General features: G+C 35.9%; 17 protein-coding genes. 11 read left to right on the top strand and 6 right to left on the bottom strand.

What is annotated here, in order from left to right:
* Window positions 1-437 precede the first annotated feature (437 nt).
* From AC5YGG_RS01695 to AC5YGG_RS01675, 5 genes are all read left to right on the top strand, one after another.
* Window positions 438-1,676, top strand: a complete 1,239-nt coding sequence (locus AC5YGG_RS01695; RefSeq protein WP_496142686.1) for an OmpP1/FadL family transporter — start codon at window positions 438-440, stop codon at window positions 1,674-1,676.
* A gap of 15 nt (window positions 1,677-1,691) precedes the next feature.
* A complete protein-coding gene (locus AC5YGG_RS01690) occupies window positions 1,692-3,140 on the top strand; it encodes a G-D-S-L family lipolytic protein (RefSeq protein WP_496142685.1) in 1,449 nt (482 codons plus the stop codon).
* An 86-nt stretch (window positions 3,141-3,226) separates the two neighbouring features.
* Window positions 3,227-4,165, top strand: a complete 939-nt coding sequence (locus AC5YGG_RS01685) for a ribose-phosphate pyrophosphokinase (protein WP_076552027.1) — start codon at window positions 3,227-3,229, stop codon at window positions 4,163-4,165.
* 56 nt (window positions 4,166-4,221) lie between these two features.
* Entirely contained in the window at window positions 4,222-4,875 is a 654-nt protein-coding gene (locus AC5YGG_RS01680) for a 50S ribosomal protein L25/general stress protein Ctc (protein WP_496142684.1), read from the top strand.
* 634 nt (window positions 4,876-5,509) lie between these two features.
* Entirely contained in the window at window positions 5,510-6,730 is a 1,221-nt protein-coding gene (locus tag AC5YGG_RS01675; protein WP_496142683.1) for an aminotransferase class V-fold PLP-dependent enzyme, read from the top strand.
* 96 nt (window positions 6,731-6,826) lie between these two features.
* On the opposite strand, the gene hemE is transcribed toward AC5YGG_RS01675, so the two are convergent.
* Genes hemE through hemA form a run of 4 tightly spaced genes read right to left on the bottom strand, consistent with a single transcriptional unit; the run spans window position 6,827 to window position 10,817 of the window.
* Window positions 6,827-7,858, bottom strand: a complete 1,032-nt coding sequence (hemE, locus tag AC5YGG_RS01670) for a uroporphyrinogen decarboxylase (protein WP_496142682.1) — start codon at window positions 7,856-7,858, stop codon at window positions 6,827-6,829.
* A gap of 45 nt (window positions 7,859-7,903) precedes the next feature.
* Window positions 7,904-8,587, bottom strand: a complete 684-nt coding sequence (locus AC5YGG_RS01665) for a uroporphyrinogen-III synthase (RefSeq protein WP_496142681.1) — start codon at window positions 8,585-8,587, stop codon at window positions 7,904-7,906.
* 60 nt (window positions 8,588-8,647) lie between these two features.
* On the bottom strand, window positions 8,648-9,556 hold the full coding sequence (hemC, locus tag AC5YGG_RS01660) for a hydroxymethylbilane synthase (protein WP_496142680.1): 909 nt from the start codon (window positions 9,554-9,556) through the stop codon (window positions 8,648-8,650).
* Entirely contained in the window at window positions 9,543-10,817 is a 1,275-nt protein-coding gene (hemA, locus tag AC5YGG_RS01655) for a glutamyl-tRNA reductase (RefSeq protein ID WP_496142679.1), read from the bottom strand. The genes hemC and hemA overlap by 14 nt, the downstream gene beginning before the upstream one ends.
* Before the next feature lie 439 nt (window positions 10,818-11,256).
* On the opposite strand from hemA, the gene AC5YGG_RS01650 reads away from it, so the two are divergent.
* The 6 genes from AC5YGG_RS01650 (at window position 11,257) to AC5YGG_RS01625 (ending at window position 17,594) form a co-directional block, all read left to right on the top strand.
* On the top strand, window positions 11,257-12,282 hold the full coding sequence (locus AC5YGG_RS01650) for a rod shape-determining protein (protein ID WP_002982450.1): 1,026 nt from the start codon (window positions 11,257-11,259) through the stop codon (window positions 12,280-12,282).
* Window positions 12,283-12,310: 28 nt separating this feature from the next.
* Window positions 12,311-13,165: a rod shape-determining protein MreC gene (mreC, locus tag AC5YGG_RS01645; RefSeq protein ID WP_114819765.1), complete on the top strand. Its 855-nt coding sequence runs from the start codon at window positions 12,311-12,313 to the stop codon at window positions 13,163-13,165.
* Window positions 13,158-13,664, top strand: a complete 507-nt coding sequence (locus tag AC5YGG_RS01640; RefSeq protein ID WP_496142678.1) for a rod shape-determining protein MreD — start codon at window positions 13,158-13,160, stop codon at window positions 13,662-13,664. Before mreC ends, AC5YGG_RS01640 begins: the two co-directional genes overlap by 8 nt.
* Window positions 13,661-15,706 carry a peptidoglycan D,D-transpeptidase FtsI family protein gene (locus AC5YGG_RS01635; protein WP_496142677.1) on the top strand — a complete coding sequence of 682 codons (2,046 nt, stop codon included), beginning with the start codon at window positions 13,661-13,663 and terminating at the stop codon, window positions 15,704-15,706. The genes AC5YGG_RS01640 and AC5YGG_RS01635 overlap by 4 nt, the downstream gene beginning before the upstream one ends.
* Window positions 15,703-16,932 (top strand): rod shape-determining protein RodA, encoded by a 1,230-nt coding sequence (gene rodA / locus AC5YGG_RS01630; RefSeq protein ID WP_496142676.1) that lies wholly within the window; start codon window positions 15,703-15,705, stop codon window positions 16,930-16,932. Before AC5YGG_RS01635 ends, rodA begins: the two co-directional genes overlap by 4 nt.
* A gap of 80 nt (window positions 16,933-17,012) precedes the next feature.
* Complete coding sequence (locus AC5YGG_RS01625; protein WP_496142675.1) at window positions 17,013-17,594, top strand: pentapeptide repeat-containing protein; 582 nt, start codon at window positions 17,013-17,015, stop codon at window positions 17,592-17,594.
* A gap of 167 nt (window positions 17,595-17,761) precedes the next feature.
* Here the strand turns inward: AC5YGG_RS01625 and AC5YGG_RS01620 are convergent, their stop codons facing one another.
* Both AC5YGG_RS01620 and AC5YGG_RS01615 read right to left on the bottom strand, forming a co-directional pair.
* Complete coding sequence (locus tag AC5YGG_RS01620) at window positions 17,762-18,472, bottom strand: C40 family peptidase (protein ID WP_496142674.1); 711 nt, start codon at window positions 18,470-18,472, stop codon at window positions 17,762-17,764.
* A gap of 484 nt (window positions 18,473-18,956) precedes the next feature.
* Window positions 18,957-21,152 carry a glutamine synthetase III family protein gene (locus AC5YGG_RS01615; protein WP_496142673.1) on the bottom strand — a complete coding sequence of 732 codons (2,196 nt, stop codon included), beginning with the start codon at window positions 21,150-21,152 and terminating at the stop codon, window positions 18,957-18,959.
* Window positions 21,153-21,466: the final 314 nt, after the last annotated feature.

Raw genomic sequence — 21,466 nt, 5'->3', positions numbered from 1 at the left:
TCTTGCAAATTTATGTATTTTTCTCTTTATGCGATTCTAAAATACTCAAATAACCTGAATTCGGGTAAAACATTTCTGTATTTTAATAAGGAATGGAAGGTTTAACCTGATAAGAAGCGGGTTATAACTATGCCGAAATCGGTATTGTTTTATGAATAAGAACGAAGCTGTTTAACTTAATTTTTTTCGCGCTATTTTATTTAACTTTTTATTTAAAAATGTTAATCGACTTTTTAAACATTTGTTTAATATTAAACAAGTTTTCTTTATTGGTTTTTGTGTTTTATTAAAAGCTTGTTAAATATACATTTATGATTTATTATGTCTGGAATGTTATTTTAAACATAATTTTCTTTTGGCATATTGTTTAAAATATTAGGAAATATTAACAGACGTATTCAAAATAATTTTATATTTGGATTATATAATAATAGTCTATGAAAAAAATATTAGTATCAACTGCTTTATTGGCGGGCGTTTTATCTTACGCAGGGGGCTTCAGAGTGTCTTTGCAGGGGGTAAAGCAATTGGCAATGGCGCATACTAGTGCTCATGCCGAAGATGCGAGTGTGACATTTTTTAACCCAGCGGGTATGTCATTTATCCCTACTAAGCTGAGTGTAGTAGCTGGAGGGTTTGGTGCAGGTAATAAAGTTACTTTTCAAAACTTAAATACCTTACAGAGTACAGAGACGGACAATCCAATAGGAACCCCAATCTATGCAGCGATTACTTATAAACCAATAGAAAAACTATCAGTAGGTTTCAGTTTTTCAACTCCTTTCGGAAGTACAATTAAATGGCCTGAAAACTGGGAGGGCAAGGAAATGGTGCAGAAAATGGAGCTGAAGAGTTATTACTTCCAGCCAATGGTTTCTGTGAAACTGGCGGATTGGGTATCTTTCGGAGCAAGCTATATCTACGCAAGAGGAAAGGTAGATTGGGATAAGGCTGTTACACAATTCAACGGACAGGTAAATATTAATGATGAAAAAGCAAGCGGGCACGGATATGGATTCGGTTTCTATTTCAGACCTGATCCGAAATTGGATGTGAGTATTGCTTACCGTTCAGCAATTGATATGAAAGCTAAGCATGGGACAGCAACATTTAAATTCCCTACACAGTCCCCTTATTCATTACTTAAATTAAATGCTGCAGGGCAGGATGGGTTCTCTGCAACACTTCCATTAGTAGAAGAATATACAATTGGTTTAACATATAAAATTACTCCAAAATGGTTAGTTTCTGCAGACTTTAACTACCATGGATGGGAAAGATACAGCAAGCTTACATTAGATTTCGAGAATGCTCCTATTGGTAATCAGCCATCAGATCCAACAGTTCTTGTAAATCCTAAAAACTTCAGAAACTCTAAAACATTCAGATTAGGTACTCAATATGCCTTCTCTAATATCATTTACGGACGTTTAGGTGCTTATTATGACGAAGCCCCTTATACTACAGAAAACTTTATTCCGGAAACTCCTTCATTCGATACTTTCGTAGTTACAGGTGGGGTAGGATTTAAGTTGAAACAATTCGGAATTGATGTGGCAGGAGGATATGCAATGCCTAAGTCTAGAGATGTAAACAATGCTGCTCTTGGGTTCTATGGACAGGCTAAGGCAACAGCATTTTACTTTGGTCTAGGTTTATCTTATAACCCTTTTTAAATTAAAAGAAAGACTATGAAAAAAATTATAATGTCAACAATCGCAGTATCTGCAGTTCTTTTTACTCTAACAAGCTGTAAAACAGATTTTGATACTGATGTAAAAGATATTCAGGTAACAAGCGGAGAGGCAGACTTTTCAAGATATATTTCATTAGGAAACTCATTAACAGCAGGATATAGAGACGGTACGCTTTATAGCAGCGGACAAAGTGAATCTTATCCAAGTATGATTGCAGGACAAATGCAATTAGCAGGAGGAGGAGCTTTCAAGCAACCTATGATGCCTAATGATGTAGGAGGATTTATCGGGATACCAGGTTTCTCTGGAAAACTGACTCTTCAGATGGTTAACGGAAGCTTAGCACCAGTAGAAAGTGCTCCGGCTGCAGCATTAGATGATGTTACGGCAGGCGGTCCATATCAAAATATGGGAGTTCCGGGAGCAAGAGTAGCACATTTATTAGCTGATGGGTATGGTAATAAGGCAGGGTTAACTCCGGTGGCGCCTACTGCAAATCCATATTTTGTAAGATTTGCATCTACACCTGGTACTTCAGTAGTAAAAGATGCCTTAAAGCAGGATCCTACTTTTATTTCTTTATGGATTGGTAATAATGATGTTCTTTTATATGCTACTTCTGGTGGAGCAGATCCAGCTGTGCCAATTACCCCTGTAGACGGACCGGTAGGCGTAGGATTTAGTAATACCTATGCATATCTGGTAGAACAATTATTCCCTGCAGGAACAAAAAGAAAAGGAGTTATTGCTAATATTCCGACAGTTACCAATGTTCCTTACTTTACAAGAGTACCGGCTATGCCACTTACTGGATTAACGGATGCTCAGGTAAATCAATTGAATACAGCATATGCTCAGTATAATGGAGGATTGCTTCAGGCTAAAACATTAGGTGCGATCAATGATGCAGAATATCAGAAAAGACTTATCAAGTTTACCGCAGGAGCTGTTGCTAACGGAGCTGTGATTGTAGATAAAGATTTGTCAACTGTTCCGGGACTTCCGAAATACAGACAGACTACAGTGAAAGACTTAATTCTTTTACCAGCAAGTAAGGTTCTTACTCCGCAAGCAGGAGGTGGAACATCAGTTCCTTTAGATGATAAATATGTATTGACTGAACTTGAAACAGCAAAAGTATTGACTGCTACCACTGCATATAATACGGCTATTAAAAAAGCAGCAACAGATAAAGGGTTGGCATTTGTAGATATGGATGCTAAAATGAAGGAATTAAATTCTCAATCAGGAATTATCTGGGATGGTGTAAGATATACTGCAACATTCGTTACAGGAGGAGCTTTCTCGCTTGATGGTGTTCACCTTACAGGTAGAGGCTACGGAATTGTTGCGAATGAATTTATCAAGACGATCAACATGAGGTATAAATCTACTTTACCACAGGTAAATCCTAGCAAATATTCAGGAGTTACATTCCCATAATTATTTGATTAAATAAAAACTTAAAAACCACAGGAGTAATTCTTGTGGTTTTTTTTTAAATTTGCAAAATCTTTTAAAAAGTAAAAATGGCCGATCAGTTAAGTTATCTATTTTGTACAAGAACCAGCAGGGACTTGGCAGAGAAAATTGCCCAGAGTTATGGGAAAGAATTAGGAAAAATCAACTTTCAGGAGTTCAGCGACGGGGAATTTGAGCCTGTTTTGGACGAATCTGTAAGAGGAGGAAGGGTTTTCCTAATCGGATCTACGTTCCCACCTGCAGACAATCTTTTAGAACTTCTTCTAATGATTGATGCAGCGAAAAGAGCTTCTGCAAAGAGCATTACCGTTGTAATCCCTTACTTCGGACTTGCCAGACAGGACAGAAAAGACAAACCTAGAGCGCCGATCGGTGCTAAGCTAGTTGCTAACCTTCTTACTGCAGCGGGAGCAACAAGAGTGATGACAATGGATCTTCACGCAGATCAAATTCAAGGGTTCTTCGAAATTCCTGTAGATCACCTTTATGCATCTACAATTTTCGTTGATTATATTAAATCCTTAAATCTTGACAACCTTACCATTGCTTCTCCGGATATGGGAGGTGCAAAAAGAGCGAAAAACTATGCAGGTCACTTAGGGGCTGAAGTAGTAATTGCCTATAAAGAAAGAAAAAAGGCAAACGTGGTTGAAGAGATGTTCCTTATTGGGGATGTTACAGGTAAAAACGTAATCCTTATCGATGATATGATTGATACTGCAGGAACGCTTTGTAAAGCGGCAGATATCCTGATCGAAAAAGGAGCAAAAACAGTAAGAGCAATGGCAACTCACGGAGTGCTTTCAGGAAAGGCTTACGAGAATATTGAGAACTCAAAAATCTTGGAAGTTATTGTAACTGACTCAATTCCTGTTAAAAATAATTTGTCAACTAAAATAAAAGTGCTATCTTGCGCCCCATTATTTGCGGACGTTATGACAATGGTTCATGAGCACAAATCAATTAGCAGTAAATTTGTTATTTAATTGATTTTAAATAGTTTGCAAATTAAAATTAGAACAAATTTTTAAATTTTTTATAAATGAAATCTATTACAATTCAAGGTACAAAAAGAGAAAGCGTGGGCAAAAAGTCTACAAAAGCTTTACGTGATGCTGAATTAGTTCCTTGTGTTGTTTATGGAGGTGAGGCACCTTTAAACTTCTCTGCTGAAGAGAGAGCTTTCAAAGGATTAGTATACACTCCTGAAGCACACACGGTATCTATTGAAATTGACGGGAAGGCAATTCCTGCAGTTCTTCAGGATATTCAGTTCCACCCAATTACGGACAAAATTCTTCACATTGACTTCTACCAATTATCTGACGATAAGCCAGTTGTTATGGAAGTTCCAGTAAGAATTACAGGACGTTCTAAAGGTGTTGTTGCTGGTGGTGTTTTACGTCAGTCTTTCAGAAAGCTAAAAGTAAAAGCTATCCCTGCTAACCTTCCTGACGAAATCGTTGTTGACGTTACTCCATTAAGAATCGGAAACAAACTTTACGTAGGTGGAATCAAGACAGATGGATATTCTTTCATGCACCCAGACAATGCAGTAGTAGTTGCTGTTAAGATGTCTAGAAATGCAATGAAAGGTGGTGCTGCTGCAATGGATGATGAAGATGAAGAAGAAGCTGAAGAAGTTGCTACTCAGTCTCCTGACGTTCCAACAACAGAAGAGAAATCTGCAGAATAAGAACTGCTTATTTAAAAAACATAGAACCCGTCTTTTTTTTGGCGGGTTTTTTGTTGGGTTGCCAGATCCTGAAAAAATGGATCAGGTGCAAAATTTTGGAACTAAGCAAAAACATCTGCATACCTTTTGTTGAAGAAACACATCCTTTTTAATCGCGAAGAAAGATGATTCAAACATTTATTTCCGGAAGCTAAAAAGGACAACTTTTTCGCTGAAAAAGCTTTGTGGATAGATATTCGCTTAGAAAAAATCAATGAAATTGATTCAATCCTTTGCTTTCTTAATATTATGAGATAAAGCTATAAAAACTCTGCCTCAAATTAAATTCAATATGATCCTTAGTTTTTGAGATTGATTCGAAAAAATACTAAGGAGAATAAAGGTAAATAACAGATTACATAAATTTTAAATGGCTTTTATTTAAAAATATTTTATTTACTTAAAAGAAATATTGATTGAGCCTATTTCGCGTTTTTGCTTCTCGCTTCACCTCATCAGCTTTCTTCATCCTAAACCATCGAATATTTCTATCAGCTGATAACTATCACCCTTTAACTGAGTATCTTCTTTCGGAAAAAAAGCCGTAAATTTGAAGAGTTCTAAATAAGAACGTCTTAATTTAAAAAATAAATAAATGTTTGACATTCAGGAAATAAGAAGCCAGTTTTCTATATTGGACAGAGAAGTGAACGGTAAGCCATTGGTTTATCTGGATAATGCAGCTACATCTCAAAAGCCAAATTCGGTTTTGGAAATCTGTCACGCATATTATACAGAGCTTAATGCCAATGTTCACAGAGGAATTCATACTTTAAGCCAATTAGCAACAGAAGAAATGGAGCTTTCCAGAAGGAAGATCCAAAAGTTCATCAATGCTGAACATGATTTTGAAGTGATCTTTACTAAAGGAACAACAGAAGGATTGAATCTTATCGCTTATATTCTGACACAGAAACTACAAAAAGACGATGAGATCATTATTTCATATCTTGAACATCACTCGAACATTGTTCCATGGCAAATGCTTTGTGAAAGAACTGGAGCAAAACTTCGTGTTATTCCTATCGATGAAAACGGAATCCTTCAATTAGATTATCTTGACCAATTCCTAAGTGAAAAAACGAAGGTTGTTTCTGTAAATCAGGTTTCTAATGCATTGGGAATTGTAAATCCTATTGAAGAGATCATTGCTAAAACCAGAAAAAATTCAGATGCGTATATAGTAATAGATGGTGCCCAGTCTGCTCCTCACTTCAATATTGATGTTCAGAAAATGGATTGTGATTTCTTTGTTTTTTCAGGACATAAGATGTATGCTCCGATGGGAACAGGGATTTTATATGGTAAACGTGAAATTCTTGAAGCTTTACCACCATTCCACGGAGGAGGAGAGATGATTGCAACATGTTCTTTTGAAGGGACAACTTATGCAGGGCTTCCTTTTAAATATGAAGCAGGAACACCAAATGTAGGTGGAAATATAGCATTAGGTGCAGCAGTGGACTTTATGGGAAGAGTAGGACGTGAGAATATTCAGAATCATGAAAATGCTTTATTGGAATATGCTCAAAGACATCTTTTAGAACTTGAAGGAATTAAAATCTACGGTGAGAAAGCTCATAGAACGGGAGTAGTTTCCTTTAATCTTGAAGGAATCGGTATTTCTTCCGATGTAGGAATGATCCTGGATAAAATGGGAATTGCTGTAAGAACAGGACATCATTGTACACAGCCGATCATGAATTTCTTTAATATTGCAGGAACAGTAAGAGCGAGTTTTGCTGTTTACAATACTTTTGAAGAGATTGATGCTTTGGTAGAAGGTGTTAAAAAAGCTCAGCGAATGTTAAGTTAATCGTTTTTAGAAAAATAGAAACACATAAAAAGCCCTGTCAGTAATGATAGGGCTTTGCTTTTTATTCTTAACTTTCATTTGAAAGCTGATTCTGTTTTACAGGTTGGGTTTCCAGTCTACAACCGCTCTGATGAATGCCTCAGCATTTTCTACAGGCACATTGGGAAGAATTCCGTGTCCTAGGTTGGCGATATATCTGTCTTTTCCGAAACGGTTGATCATTTCAGTTACCATTTTTTTGATGGTTTCAGGAGTAGAGTGTAATCTTGCAGGGTCAAAATTCCCTTGAAGAGTCATCGTATGGTTTGTTAATGTTCTTGCGAATTCAGGCTTGATGGTCCAGTCAACGCCAAGAGCAGAAGCTTTAGACATCGTCATGTCTTCTAATGCAAACCAACATCCTTTTCCGAATACTACAACATGAGTAAGCGGGCTTAATGCTTCAACAATCTGGTTGATGTACTGCCAAGAAAATTCCTGATAATCTGTTGGAGAAAGCATTCCACCCCAAGAATCGAAAATCTGAACTGCAGAAACACCTTTTTCTACCTTTCTTTTTAAATACGCAATTGTTGTATCAGTAATCTTTTGAAGTAATAAATGAGCTGCTTCAGGCTGTTGGAAGCAGAAAGATTTAGCAATATCAAAAGCTTTACTTCCCTTTCCTTCCACACAGTAACAAAGGATAGTCCAAGGAGATCCGGCAAAACCGATCAATGGAATTTCATTGTCTAATTTCTGAAGAGTAAGTTCAATAGCATCAAAAACGTATCCTAAAGTATCGTTCACATCCGGAATCTCGATATTCTGAACCTGTTCCATTGTTCTGATCGGAGTGTCCAGCCATGGTCCAACGGATTCTTTCATTTTGAAATCAATACCCATCGCCTGAGGAACTACCAAAATATCAGAAAACAGAATCGCAGCATCTAAAGGAAATCTGCGGATAGGCTGTAAGGTAATTTCAGCAGCAAGTTCAGGTGTCTGACATCTTGTAAAGAAATCATATTTGTCTCTTAAGGCAATGAATTCCGGCAGATATCTTCCAGCCTGCCTCATCATCCAGACAGGAGGTCTTTCAACGGTTTCTCCGCGAAGTGCTTTTAAATATAGGTCGTTTTTTATCATAATCTATTTAAACTAATATTACCGTCATTTCCGGTAACAGATATTTTAAAATCTACTTCCAAATTCCTTCTTTATCAATTCAAAGATCGATGCTAAGGTATTTTCCTCAGAAGTAAAAATATTATCATGAGTATATTTTCTCAATTCCCCCGATGTGGTTTCTCCTATCGAAAACAGCTTCATATCTTTCAGGGAATTTTGCTTTGCAAAACTACGAACTCCGCTTGGACTAAAAAATACTGCAGCATGATATTTTTCAGGTATTAAAGGATTGATTTCCTCCGTGTTGTAGATCGTAATTTTTTTATACTTAATATTTTGAAGGGGAAGTTCCTTGTCTAGGACATTGATCGCTAAGTTGCCACAGAAGTGAAGAAATTGTTCGTGTTGGCAGTTTCCGATAATAAATCTGGAAAGCGTATCAGCATTTTTCAATACCTTAAATGTTCCAAAGCCGTGTCTTCTTAACGCTTTCTTTGTTTTTTCACCCACACAGTAAATCTTGTTATAATTTTTTGCAGTGAAATTTTCATTGGGTTTGAATCGGTTTTTAAAAAACGATGCAACGCCATTCACACTGGTGAAAATCAGAGAATAATTTTTAAGATCAAAAGGGCTGATCATGATAGGCTTTGTCTTAATTACCTCAACACAGTCAACCAAAATATCCTCTCCTAATTCTTTGGATATAATTGACGGGTCTATATTTTTGGTAAATAAGATTTTCATGACTGAGGTTAGAAAAATGAAAGAAAATTAAAAAGGTTTTGATAAATGTAAGGGAGTTCCTTAGATCTGGCTTTTGATTTCTGCCATTAATTCTTTCCCGCCATTTTCAAGAACAACTTTAGCATACTTTTCTCCAAAATTTTCTGATGGATCATATTTGAAGTTCTCATCGATAGCAATGCAGTTTTTACCGTCTAAAGAACAAAGCGCTGCGGTAAAACGGATTTGATCTTCAATAATTTCAGCAAAAGCCCCGATAGGCGCAGTACATCCTCCTTCTAATGTGCTTAAGAAGTTTCTTTCGATTTCTACACAGATCTGAGTAGGTGCGTGGTTGATCTGTTTCAGTATTTCATTGATTTCCGGCTTGTCCGAGTGTCCTGCAACAGCAATTACACCTTGTGAAGGTGCTGAAATCATTACCGGAAGCATTTCGTAATCAATTTCCATTTTCATCCTTTTGATTCCTGCCAATGATAGAATGGTAGCATCAAAATCTCCATCTTCAAGCTTTTGAAGACGAGTCTGGATATTTCCACGGATATCTGAAAATTCTGTTGTAGGGTAGTGTCTTAACCAAAAAGCTCTTCTTCTCAAACTGCTTGTCGCAAGTTTAAGTTCATGAAGTTCTTTATTTCTGGCTGATTCTTTTCTGATCAGGATATCCTGTGGATAATCTCTCTCCAGATAAGCAATCATCTCAATATGATGAGGTAATTGAGTTGGGACATCCTTTAATGAGTGAACGGCAATATCTATTTCATCATTCAATAAGGCAACATCAAGGTCTCTTGTGAAGACCCCTGTGATTCCCAGTGAATATAAAGGTTGATTAAGGTTCTTATCGCCAGAAGAAACGATAGGAACGATTTCCGTTAAATAATTATTGTTTTGAAGATGTCTCGCAACTTCTCTAGCCTGCCAAAGTGCAAGTGCGGAATTTCTTGTTCCTATTCTAATGCTTTTCATTGAATTCGTTGTTTGGTTGTTCAACTAATATTTCGTGCATTAATTTACTAATTTCTTCGGCTTTTAAAGGATTGTCGATGATATATTTTGCAAAGCGGTTGGTGATTTTCTGGATCATTTTGTCAGAAAGTTCCATATCCGTGATGCCTATATATTTATTTTTCTTGTAAAAATTATGCATTTCATTGCGTTCCATGTTCTTTAAAACCGCTTTGAAATGGTGAATATTTGGTGCTAGTTTTCTTTTTTTCTCCCATTCAATGAAATCTTTCATCAGTTCCTTGATAATTTTTTCAGCTTTTGGGATTTCTTTTTCTCTTTGCTGAATCGTTTCCTGGATCTGCTTTGAAAGTTCATCAACATCTATTAAAGTTACATTTTCATTTTCTGTAACATTCTTTTCAACATTATGAGGAATGGAAAGGTCAATCACTAATGTTTCTTTTCCATTAGGGAAGTGAGACTGATTGATGATCGGGTGTTTTGCTCCCGTTGCCACGATAAGAATATCCGTGTTTTTTAATTCCTTGTCAAAATCAGAATAATCAACATGAGGAATATTATATTTCTGGGAAATCTTTTCAGCTTTCTCCTGAGTTCTGTTCGCAATTTTAATTTTTGGCTGATAAACATGCTTTACCAGATTGTCAACAGTATTTTGTCCAATCTCACCAACTCCCAAAAGAAGAATATTTTTTTCAGTAATTCTCTTCTGGCTGTTTAAAATATAATGAACTGCTGCGTAAGAAACAGAAGCGGCTCCGTTTGAAATTCCGGTTTCATTCTTAATCCTTTTTGAAATCTGAATAGCTGCGTTAATCGCTCTTTCCAGATAAGGATTAGAATTTTGCCTTTCCCTTTTAAAACGGTTATATGCTTTTTTAATCTGTCCAATAATCTCAAAATCCCCGATAATCTGACTTTCAAGTCCGGCAGCTACTCTGAAAAGGTGAATCAAAGCCTCTTCTTTGGTAAGGATATTAGCAAACTGAAGAAAATCCGTAAGATTTACCCCAATGGTTTTGCAATATTCTTCAGCCACTAAAAGATAATTGGAGGAAGTCGTATAGATTTCGGTCCTGTTACATGTGGAAACCACAAATGCATCTCCCAGATCTTCCTGATGAACTCTGGAGACAAAGTTTTTGATGTTTTCATCAAAGAATGCAAATTTACCTCTCGTTTCTACATCAGCCTTTTCGTAGCTGATAGAAAGCACGGCAAAATTCGACGTTTGATGGATGTTGGAATACTGTAACATAAGCAGTCGCAAATTTACGCTTTTTTTAATTAATCACCCTCTGAAAGTGTATATGATAATTATCGTAAAAAACTATAGAGATATTTAGTGTGATAAGGTGAAAAAGAGTTGAAAGGCTTTTCAGGCGAAGTAAAGATGAATATATGAAATTTGAGGTGTGATTAAGTGGTGTTTTTTTAATTGTAGTTTTTGAGAATGGGAATCTTTCACCATCTATTTCTCTGTTTTCTTACTCTTGTCCGCCTTCTTCACTTTGCATGTCTTTTAGCATTTTAACACTCCATTAAATTTAGTTGAAATCAAACTCTGTAATTGTCTAAACAGAAAGTTAATAAAGAATTATAAATTTTAATAAAATTTTAACCAAATTATGTTGTGATGAAATTTCTTTAGTATTGTTAAATTTATATCTTTGTAAACTTAAAATCAGAAGAAAAATATGAGTTTATTTGATATGTTTACGCAAGAAATTGCGATAGACCTGGGAACAGCTAATACCCTTATCATCCATAATAATAAAATTGTTATAGATCAACCTTCGATTGTTGCAATCGAACGTTCGTCGGGTAAACCTATTGCTGTGGGTGAACAGGCTAAACATATGCAAGGTAAAACTCACGAGGATATCAAGACCATCCGTCCCTTGAAAGATGGAGTAATTGCAGATTTCCACGCTTCTGAACATATGATCAAGGAGTTTATCAAAAAAATTCCCGGAATCAAAGGTAAATTCATACAGCCTGCATTAAGAATTGTAATCTGTATCCCTTCTGGTATTACTGAAGTTGAAAAAAGAGCGGTAAGAGATTCTGCTCAGAAAGTAAACGCAAAAGAAGTACGATTGATCTATGAACCAATGGCAGCTGCTATAGGAGTTGGGATCGATGTCCAGAAGCCTGAAGGAAACATGATCATCGATATAGGTGGAGGTACTACAGAAATTGCCGTAGTAGCTTTAGGAGGTATTGTATGTGACAAGTCTGTGAAAATCGCAGGAGATGTATTTACGAATGATATCGCTTATTACTTAAGAACTCACCATAACCTTTACATTGGAGAAAGAACTGCTGAAAGAATCAAAATTGAAGTTGGCTCAGCTGTGGAAGATCTTGATGTAGACATCGAAGATATCCCGGTACAAGGTAGAGACCTTATTACAGGTAAGCCTAAGGAAATTATGGTTGGGTACAAAGAAATTGCACGTGCATTAGATAAATCTATTATCAGAATTGAAGATGCTGTAATGGAAACCCTTTCTCTTACTCCGCCGGAACTGGCAGCCGATATTTACAAAACGGGTATTTATTTAGCAGGAGGAGGAGCATTACTAAGAGGACTTGCAGACAGAATTCACAAAAAAACAGGACTTCCTGTATTTGTAGCTGAAGATCCGTTGAGAGCTGTTGTTCGAGGAACTGGTATTGCGCTTAAGAATATGGATAAATTCAATTTCTTAATTAAATAATTTTAACTTTTTACGACTATACATCTGAATGGGATTTTTGCTGAGACTATTTTCGAAGAACACACTCTTTGTCTTCTTTATATTCCTGCAAATTATTGCTCTGGTGCTGATATTCTCAAGAAACGCCATGCAGAGATCCTGGGTTGCCGGGCAAACTGCTGCATTTAACTCATGGGTTTCAGGATATATTGATGAAGGAGTATCTTATCTGAAGCTAAAACAGATCAACGAAGATCTTGTGGTTCAGAATAAAGCCCTTATGACTGAACTTTATGGAAAAGACGGAGGTAAAAATCCGGTTTTCAAAAGAGTTCATGATACCATCGGAGGTGGTCAGATTTATACTTTTGTTGATGGCGAAATTGTATTCAACAGTATCAACAGAAGAAATAATTACTTTACGATTAACCGTGGTCGCAGAGATGGTGTATTCCCACAAATGGGGGTAATGGCACCAAGAGGAATTGCGGGGATCGTTATCAATTCTACTGACAGTTATGCATTGGTTCAATCTGTATTAAGTGTAAACAAGATCAGAATTAATGCTGCACTGAAAAACTCAGGATACTTTGGTACTTTAACCTGGAATGGAGATAATTCAAGGGTTATGCACCTTGCTGATATTCCAAAATATGTGGCTTTGAAAGTAGGTGATACCGTTGTTACAGACGGAAAATCAGCCATCTTCCCAAAAGGAGTTACCATTGGTACTATTGCAGGGTATTCAGTAGATAATAAAACCGGCTTTTGGGATATTTCCGTAGAGCTGAGTGAAAAAATGGGAGCGTTGAATAAAGTGTATGTAGTGAAGAATCTTAAGAAAGCAGAAGTGCAGAAGATTCAGGATACTATGCAAGCTGTAATAAAAAAAGAAAATGATTAGCAGGACTTTATTTACCGACATATTGATTATGATTTTTCTTGTGGCATTACAAATTTTTGTATTGAACAGGATTACTCTTTTCGGGAAATATACTCCGGTATTATATCCTGTGTTTGTCATGTTTTATCCTTTCTTTAGAAATAAATTTCAATTTCTTGCCCTAAGCTTTTTAATAGGGTTGGCAATAGACGGATTCCTTAATTCATGGGGGATCAATGCCTTTGCCACAACCTTAATTGCTTATTTCAGAACCTTGATATTCAGAACGTCTACAGATACTTCTACAGACTTTTTCTCTTTTCAGTCCCTTCAATGGGCGCAGTTTTTGCTGTTTTTATTTTCAAGTATTTTCCTGCATCAGCTTTTAGTACAATATATTGAGTTCTTTAAGTTTAGCAGGTTTTTTGAAATATTATTTAATGTAGTGGTGACAAGTGTAATTTCATTTATATTTATAGTTATTTACGCATTAATATTTAAAATCAAACAAAAAGTTTGAACACACGTTATTTAAAAATCTTTTCCGTACTTGTTATAATCGCTCTTATTTTTATAGCGAGGCTTTCTTATTTACAGCTATTTACAGACCGTTATGCATTAAATGCTGCTAACACTTCTATCAAAATTGAATATGTAATTCCTCAGCGTGGAGTTATTTTTGACCGTAACGGGAAAATTATGGTAGGTAACCAGCCTGCATATGAAGTTTCCTTTACTCAGGCTTTAATGAAACCTGATTTTGATACTTTAGGTTTTTGTAGTTTGATGAAAATCACTAAAACAGATTTCATTAATAAGATCAATGTTATTAAAAAGGAAAAATACTATTCTAAGCTGACTCCTATGACCTTTTTAAAGGATCTTAGCAGAGAAGATATTGCAAGAGTACAGGAGATTATTTTTAAGTATCCTGCTTTTAATATCGTACAAAGACCTCAGCGTCAGTATGAAGTTTCTACTTCCGGAAACCTTTTAGGATATACCAGTGAGGTAAATGAAAGAGAGATTAAAAAAGACTCTACTTACTATCTGCCTGGAGATTTTATCGGAAAAACTGGAGTAGAAAAATCGTATGAGAAAGAACTTCGTGGAGTGAAGGGGATGAAGTACATCCAGAAAGATATCAGACTTCGAAATATCGGTTCCTATAAAAACGGAGCATTAGATAAGGATGTTATTACTGGTAAAGACATTACTCTAACTATTGATTATGATCTTCAGAGAACAGCAGAAGAAATGCTTGTTAATAAACACGGAGCAATTGTAGCTATAGACCCTAATAACGGGGAAGTATTAGTTGCTGCTACGGGACCTGATATTGATCCAAACCTCTTCACCGGACCTTATAAATCCAAAAACCTATATGCTTTATCAAAAGATACGCTTTATGAAAATAAACCTACTTTTGATCGTTCCTTACAAGCCGGATATCCTCCGGGATCTACCTTCAAGCTGTTAACTGCTCTTGCTGCCATGCAGATGGGAGTAATGGATGAAAAAACTATTTTTCCTTGTGGGGGCGGATTTTTCTATAAAGGTAAAAGAATCAAAGGACATGGTGGAGCAGATCCGTTAATTCCTTCCATTCAGGTTTCCAGTAACTGCTTTTTTACCTATGCATTTATCGCAATCATCAAAAAATATCCGGGAAATCCTTCAAAAGGTGTTGATGAATGGAAAAAAATCATGAGCAGCTTTGGGGTGGGTGAGTTTTTAAATAATGACTTTGCGGTAGGAGCAAAAGGAAGAATACCTTCCGGAGACTTTTATGAGAAAAGATTTAAAGCCATCATGAAAGCAAGCGGTTCCCAAAGAACTGATTTCAAAAACTGGGATGAAATGTCAACCGGAGCTATTTATAACGGAATGGGGCAGGGTGATGTTTTGGTAACTCCTATTCAGCTTGCAAATTATGTGGCTGCGATTGCTAACAAAGGATGGTACTATACACCTCATATCGTAAAAGGTATTGATGGAAAGCCTAATCCTGATCCAAGATTTAAGGTTAAGCATAAAACTTTAGTAGATCCAAAACATTTTGAGCCAGTCTTAAAAGGAATGGAAGCAGTAGTGTTAAGAGGAACCGCAAGAGGATTAAAATCCAACGATTTTACACAATTAGCCAAGACAGGTACTGCGCAGGTTCCACAAGGAAAGGATAATTCTATCTTTGTATTGATTGCTCCTGCTGATAAACCAAAAATCGTTGTGGTGGCAGTAATGGAACATGCAGGATTTGGGGCTACGTGGGCAGGACCGGCTTGTACGGTAATCGCTGAAAAATACATTACCGGTGACCTCAAAAGAGAGAATCTGTATAAAAAGATGATAACCTCCAGTTTCATGCCGGAGTACAAAAGACAATGGATTGCAGATTTGAAGCGTAAAGGACTTTATAAAGATCCTAAACCAGATTCAATAAAGCAAAAAAGGATAAAAGATAGCCTGGAACTTGTAAAACAACAAAAAGCCAAGCTTCAGAAAAAAATAGAAGACGAAGCCAAAAATAATAACACTGCTAAAAAACCTACTAAGCAATGAAATGGACAGAAGGAATAGATAAACTAGGTCTTGGACTGTATTTCCTGCTTTGCATTTTTGCGATTGCCAATATTTACAGTGTTGATCAGAAGCTTGGAGAAAAACAGTTGATGTTCTTCTGCATATCTGTTTTTGTAGGGCTGATCATATTTGTAGGGAGAAGTAAATTCTTCGAGAATATGGCTGGAATCATTTATATAGGTGGAGTCTTGCTGTTAATCGGTCTTTTCCCTTTTGGTAAAGAAATTCTTGGACAAAAAAACTGGTATAAATTCGGGAGTTTTACCATGCAGCCTGTAGAGTTTGCAAAAATAGGAACAGCCCTGATGCTTGCCAACTATGTTTCAGGACCGGATTTTAATCTCAAAAATAGAAAATCTTTATTAACGGCATTAGCAATTATCGGTATTCCGGCAGCGGTTGTGTTAGCTATTCCTGATGTTGGATCTATGCTGGTATTCATTGCCTTCTTCATTGCTCTGTATAGAGAGGGGTTAAGCGGAATGTTGTTCGGGATAGGATTCATTTTTGCGGCTGTCTTTTTGGTTGCATTGGCAATTCCTCCGGTGTATGTAGCTGTTGCCATTCTTGTTATTGCAGGAGTTTTAATTGCTATGAATTATCATAGGATGTCTTGGGATGTCATTTCTATTTCCGGGATTTCAGGATCTATTCTTTTACTTTGCGGACTGGCATTCGGTTCCCCATATATTTTAGAAAAACTTCCAAAGCACCAAAGAGAAAGAATTGAAGTTCTTTATAAAGGTGAAAAGGCATTCAGAGATACATCAGGATACAATTTATTATATTCCAAAACGGCAATTGGTTCCGGAGGGCTTACAGGAAAAGGCTATCGTGAAGGTTCCGTGACTCAGGGGAAATTTGTTCCAGAACAGGAAACCGATTATATCTTCTGTACCGTAGGAGAAGAATGGGGCTTTATAGGAAGTGCTGTCCTTATATTATGTTATATGGTGTATATTGGTAGAATCTATTACCTTGCAGAAAGACAGAAGTCTACTTTTAACCGCGTATTTGGGTATTGCTTTGCCTCGATCTTATTAATGCACTTTTCGATCAATTTGGGGATGGTTATGGGGCTTTTCCCGACAGTAGGTATTCCTCTTCCTTATTTCAGTTATGGAGGAAGTTCATTGCTTGCATTTTCAATGATGACCTTTATTTTCTTTAAACTTAATTATTCTGATAAAAACAGCTTAGTATAATTTCAGATTTTAAATCTTGAAATTGTTTAATTCCGTCTCCAGCGGAAGTATTGTTATATCCATTAATCACTTATACTATTATGAAAGATGCTTATATCTTAGATCAAACCTTTGAAAGTATAGATTGTATCAAATTTCCTCTAGAAAAAGGAGAGTATGAAAATTGTACTTTCAAAAACTGTAACCTTGAATTCATGAATTTATCTGGTTTCAGCTTTACAGGTTGTGAGTTTATAGAATGTAATCTTAGCATGGCAAAACTTCTAGGAACGGCATTTCGTGATGTTGTATTCAAAGAATGTAAAATGCTTGGATTGCAGTTCAGTGATTGTAACGGTTTTGGTTTGTTTTTTAGATTTGAAGGCTGTATCCTTAATAATTCATCATTTTATCAGACTTCAATAAAGAAAACTATTTTTAAAGAATGCAGATTGGTTGAAGTAGATTTTACTGAATGTGATCTTTCCAATGTGCTGATGAATGGATGCGACTTATCAGGTGCCGTCTTCGATAATACAAAGCTTGAAAAAGCAGATTTAAGATCATCGGTCAACTATTCAATAGATCCGGCTGTAAATAAGCTTAAAAAGGCTAAATTTTCACTTTCCGAAGTTTCCGGACTGTTGTATAAGCTGGATATTGAAATTGACAGAAATGGATAGGTTTTCAAGCTTGTTGTAAAATAACGCTATTCCTTATTGGGAAAATCTTATAAGTACATCATAATAACATTCAATAGAAGCAGTTTAGCCAAACATCTCAATTAGGATCAATAAAAAAGCCATCAAAATCTTGATGGCTTCATTATTTAAATCAATTATTTATAAAATTAAAAATTTGCTGGTGTAGCTGAAGTAACAGCGGCTAGGTTGTTGTAAGCTTCTCCTTGCTCGTTGATCACTCTTTTTGCGAATCTGTACTTAGGTCCCCAATAAGAATCATTCAGAGAAGAGATCATTACACCTTTAGATGTTGCTGCGTGGATAAACTTAATCTCTCCTTCTTCAGTAACACTTTCTACAATACCTACGTGAGAAATTCTTCTTCCGTGAGAAAAGAAAATTAAATCTCCTTTCTGTAGGTTTTCTTTTTCAATTCTTTCACCCTCCTGAGCCTGAGAAGCAGCTACTCTTGGTAAAGTAAGACCTGCAGCAGCCCCGAATACAGAAAGAACGAAAGCTGAACAATCAATACCTCTTCTTGTAGTTCCTCCGTATCTGTAAGGAGTTCCAAGGTATGTTTCAGCTTCAGTAAGAATACCGTCAATGGTTTTGTTATATTGAATTGCTTTTGCAATCTCAGAATTCTTAATTGCTTTTTTAGCACTTGCTATAGATGCAGCTTTTTCAGCAAGGAAAGAGTCGATAAGTTTTTGCTTATCCTGCTCCATTTTTTTGTTATCTATAGAAGCTAGTTTGGCATCTGTTTTGTATTCTTTTGTGTAAGTTGCTGGTTTTGAAACCACATAATTTGTAGCACACGATTGCAAAGATACTGTTGTAACTAAAGCAACTAAATAAAACAAAACTCTTTTCTTCATATATATTTGATTATCCGTGTTAAAAAGGAATATTTATTTTCAAAAGCAATACAAAAGTAGAGATTCCGAGCAAAAGACCCCTGATATGATAATTGTCAGGAACTTATTTTAACACTATTTAACATATTATTTACATATGTTAAAGAAAAATAAACCGCAACAGCCTATTTTTGGTCAGTATGCGGTTTTTTTTATTAAGATTCTTTAACAAACTCTCTCGATATTCTTCTATAAATCGGGATTTGTAATCTAAAACTCTAATTTTCAGAGGTGTTAAAAAAACAAAATTATTTCTTCTAAACTCTAGAATTAAAGGGGCTTTCAAGCCTTTTTAAAGATTGATACAAATACAATATCATTTTGCTGTATGAATAGAATTTGAAACAGGATGTTTTTTAAGTGGAATAAAATTTAACAGATGTATTAATAAAAAAAATTCCCCGGAAAACCGAGGAATTTAAACTAATATGGAACTTTACAGATGTTATTTTGTAAACAACATTTCTCTGTATTTTGTCATCGGCCAAAGCTCATCATCTACCATCATTTCTAAAGCGTCTGAAGCTTCTCTGATACCGTCAAATAATGGTTTTACTTTGTTGCAGTATTCTTCTGCCTGCTTTTGGCTGTTTGATACGCCTTTTGCAGCCTCTCTAGCTTTAAGAAGATCTTCAACGCCCAGCTTGATTTTAGAAACATTTTCTGAAATGCTGGTGATCAGACTCATCTGTTCTTTTGCCAACGGCTTAAATTCTTTATCTCCGAAGATCTCTTTAAGACCTTTAACGTTTTCAATCAATCTGTTTTGGTAATTTAAAGCAGAAGGAATGATATGGTTTCTTGCAATGTCACTTAGTACTCTTGCCTCAATATCAATTACAGTAGAGTATTTCTCTAATTTGATTTCATTTCTTGCTTCAACCTCTCTGTGGTTAAAAATTCCGATTTCCTCATAAAGATCAAGGAACTTTTTATCCATTTCCTGCTTAAGAGCTTCTGGAGTTGTTTTAAGATTGTTCAATCCTCTTTTCTCGGCTTCTTTAGCCCAATCATCAGAGTAACCATCACCTTCAAACATGATGTTTTTAGATTGCTTGATATATTCTCTTAATACATTGAAGATCGCTTCATCTTTTTTAAGACCTCCTTCGATAAGAGCGTCTACTTCTTTTTTGAAATCATTAAGTTGTTTTGCAGCAATAGTATTCATTACTGTCATAGATTCTGCACAGTTTGCAGATGATCCTACGGCTCTGATCTCAAATTTATTTCCTGTAAATGCAAATGGAGACGTTCTGTTTCTATCTGTGTTATCTAATAGAATTTCAGGAATTTTTCCAACTACATTTAATTTTAATTCTGTTTTTTCTTCCGGAGATAATTTTCCGTTTGTTACTTTTTCAAGTTCCTCTAAAACACTGAATAACTGGCTTCCGATAAATACCGAAATAATTGCCGGTGGAGCTTCGTTAGCACCTAATCTGTGGTCGTTACTTGCAGAAGCGATACTTGCTCTTAAAAGATCAGCATATTCATGTACTGCTTTAATAGTATTCACGAAGAATGTTAAGAACTGTAGGTTCTTCTTAGGGTTTTTTCCAGGGCTTAAAAGATTTTCACCTGTGTCAGTTGCTAAAGACCAGTTGTTGTGCTTTCCACTTCCGTTTACGCCGGCAAATGGTTTTTCGTGGAAAAGGATATGGAAATGGTGTTTGTGAGCTACTCTCGCCATAATGTCCATCAGTAAAGAGTTGTGATCTACGGCAACGTTTACTTCTTCAAACATTGGAGCCAGCTCAAATTGATTTGGAGCAACCTCATTGTGTCTTGTTGTAGCAGGAATTCCAAGCTTCATACATTCTACTTCCAATTCTTTCATGAAGTTCATTACTCTTGTTGGAATAGAACCAAAATAATGATCATCCAATTGCTGTCCTTTTGCAGGAGAATGTCCTAATAATGTCTTTCCTGTTAATACAAGGTCAGGACGAGATTGATATAAAGCAGAGTCAACCAGGAAATATTCTTGCTCCCAACCTAAAGTAGGAGTTACTTTCGTTACATTTTTATCAAAATACTGCATTACGCTTGTTGCAGCTTCATCTACAGCATTTAAAGCTCTTAATAAAGGTGCTTTATAATCCAATGTTTCTCCCGTGTAAGAAATGAAGATCGATGGAATACATAATGTAGTTCCCATGATAAATGCCGGAGATGTAGGGTCCCAAGCGGTATATCCTCTAGCTTCAAAAGTATTTCTGATTCCTCCGTTCGGGAAAGAAGATGCATCCGGTTCCTGTTGGATTAGCATATTTCCGCTGAATCTTTCGATAGCTCTACCCCCTTCGATAGGAGTAAAGAATGAATCATGCTTTTCAGCAGTAGTACCTGTCAAAGGCTGAAACCAGTGAGTATAGTGTGTTACTCCTTTGCTCATTGCCCAATCCTTCATCGCTACCGCTACCTGGTCTGCGATATGTCTCTGGATCTTTGTTCCTTTTTTAATAGCATCCATAATAGAACTGAATGCTTCTTTTGTTAAATATTCTCTCATTGTTTCTTCTGAGAAAACATTTTTACAGAATAGCTCTGATAATTTCGCAGGAATTTCAACAGAGTTATCTTTTCTGAAATCCTTAAATGGTAGGGTTTCTAATGCTTTGAATCTTAAGGTTGACATATTTGGATGAATTTTGATAAGGCAAATTTACAAAAAAAATGAAACGAAAATGATTTGACCCTAAAAAAATAGGGGTGTTGTGAAAATTTATATAAATTAAACAATTGTTTGGTGACTTTTTGATAGGGTGTGTCTATTGTTTCTGATATTAAGTCTAATTTTAGGTACAGTAAAAGAAATTTATACCTATACATTCATTTTACAGGGTGCATCGAGGAATTTTGGGGAAAATTGGAGGTGTATAATGATGATAATAGCTTTTTTTCCTTGCTGTTCAGATTGAAATAATTCTATAAATATATTATTTACTTGTT

This window comes from Chryseobacterium sp. CS2K3, from assembly GCF_059515185.1.
Note: the sequence above shows the minus strand (reverse complement) of the source record. Positions and strands in the feature narration are given on the sequence as shown.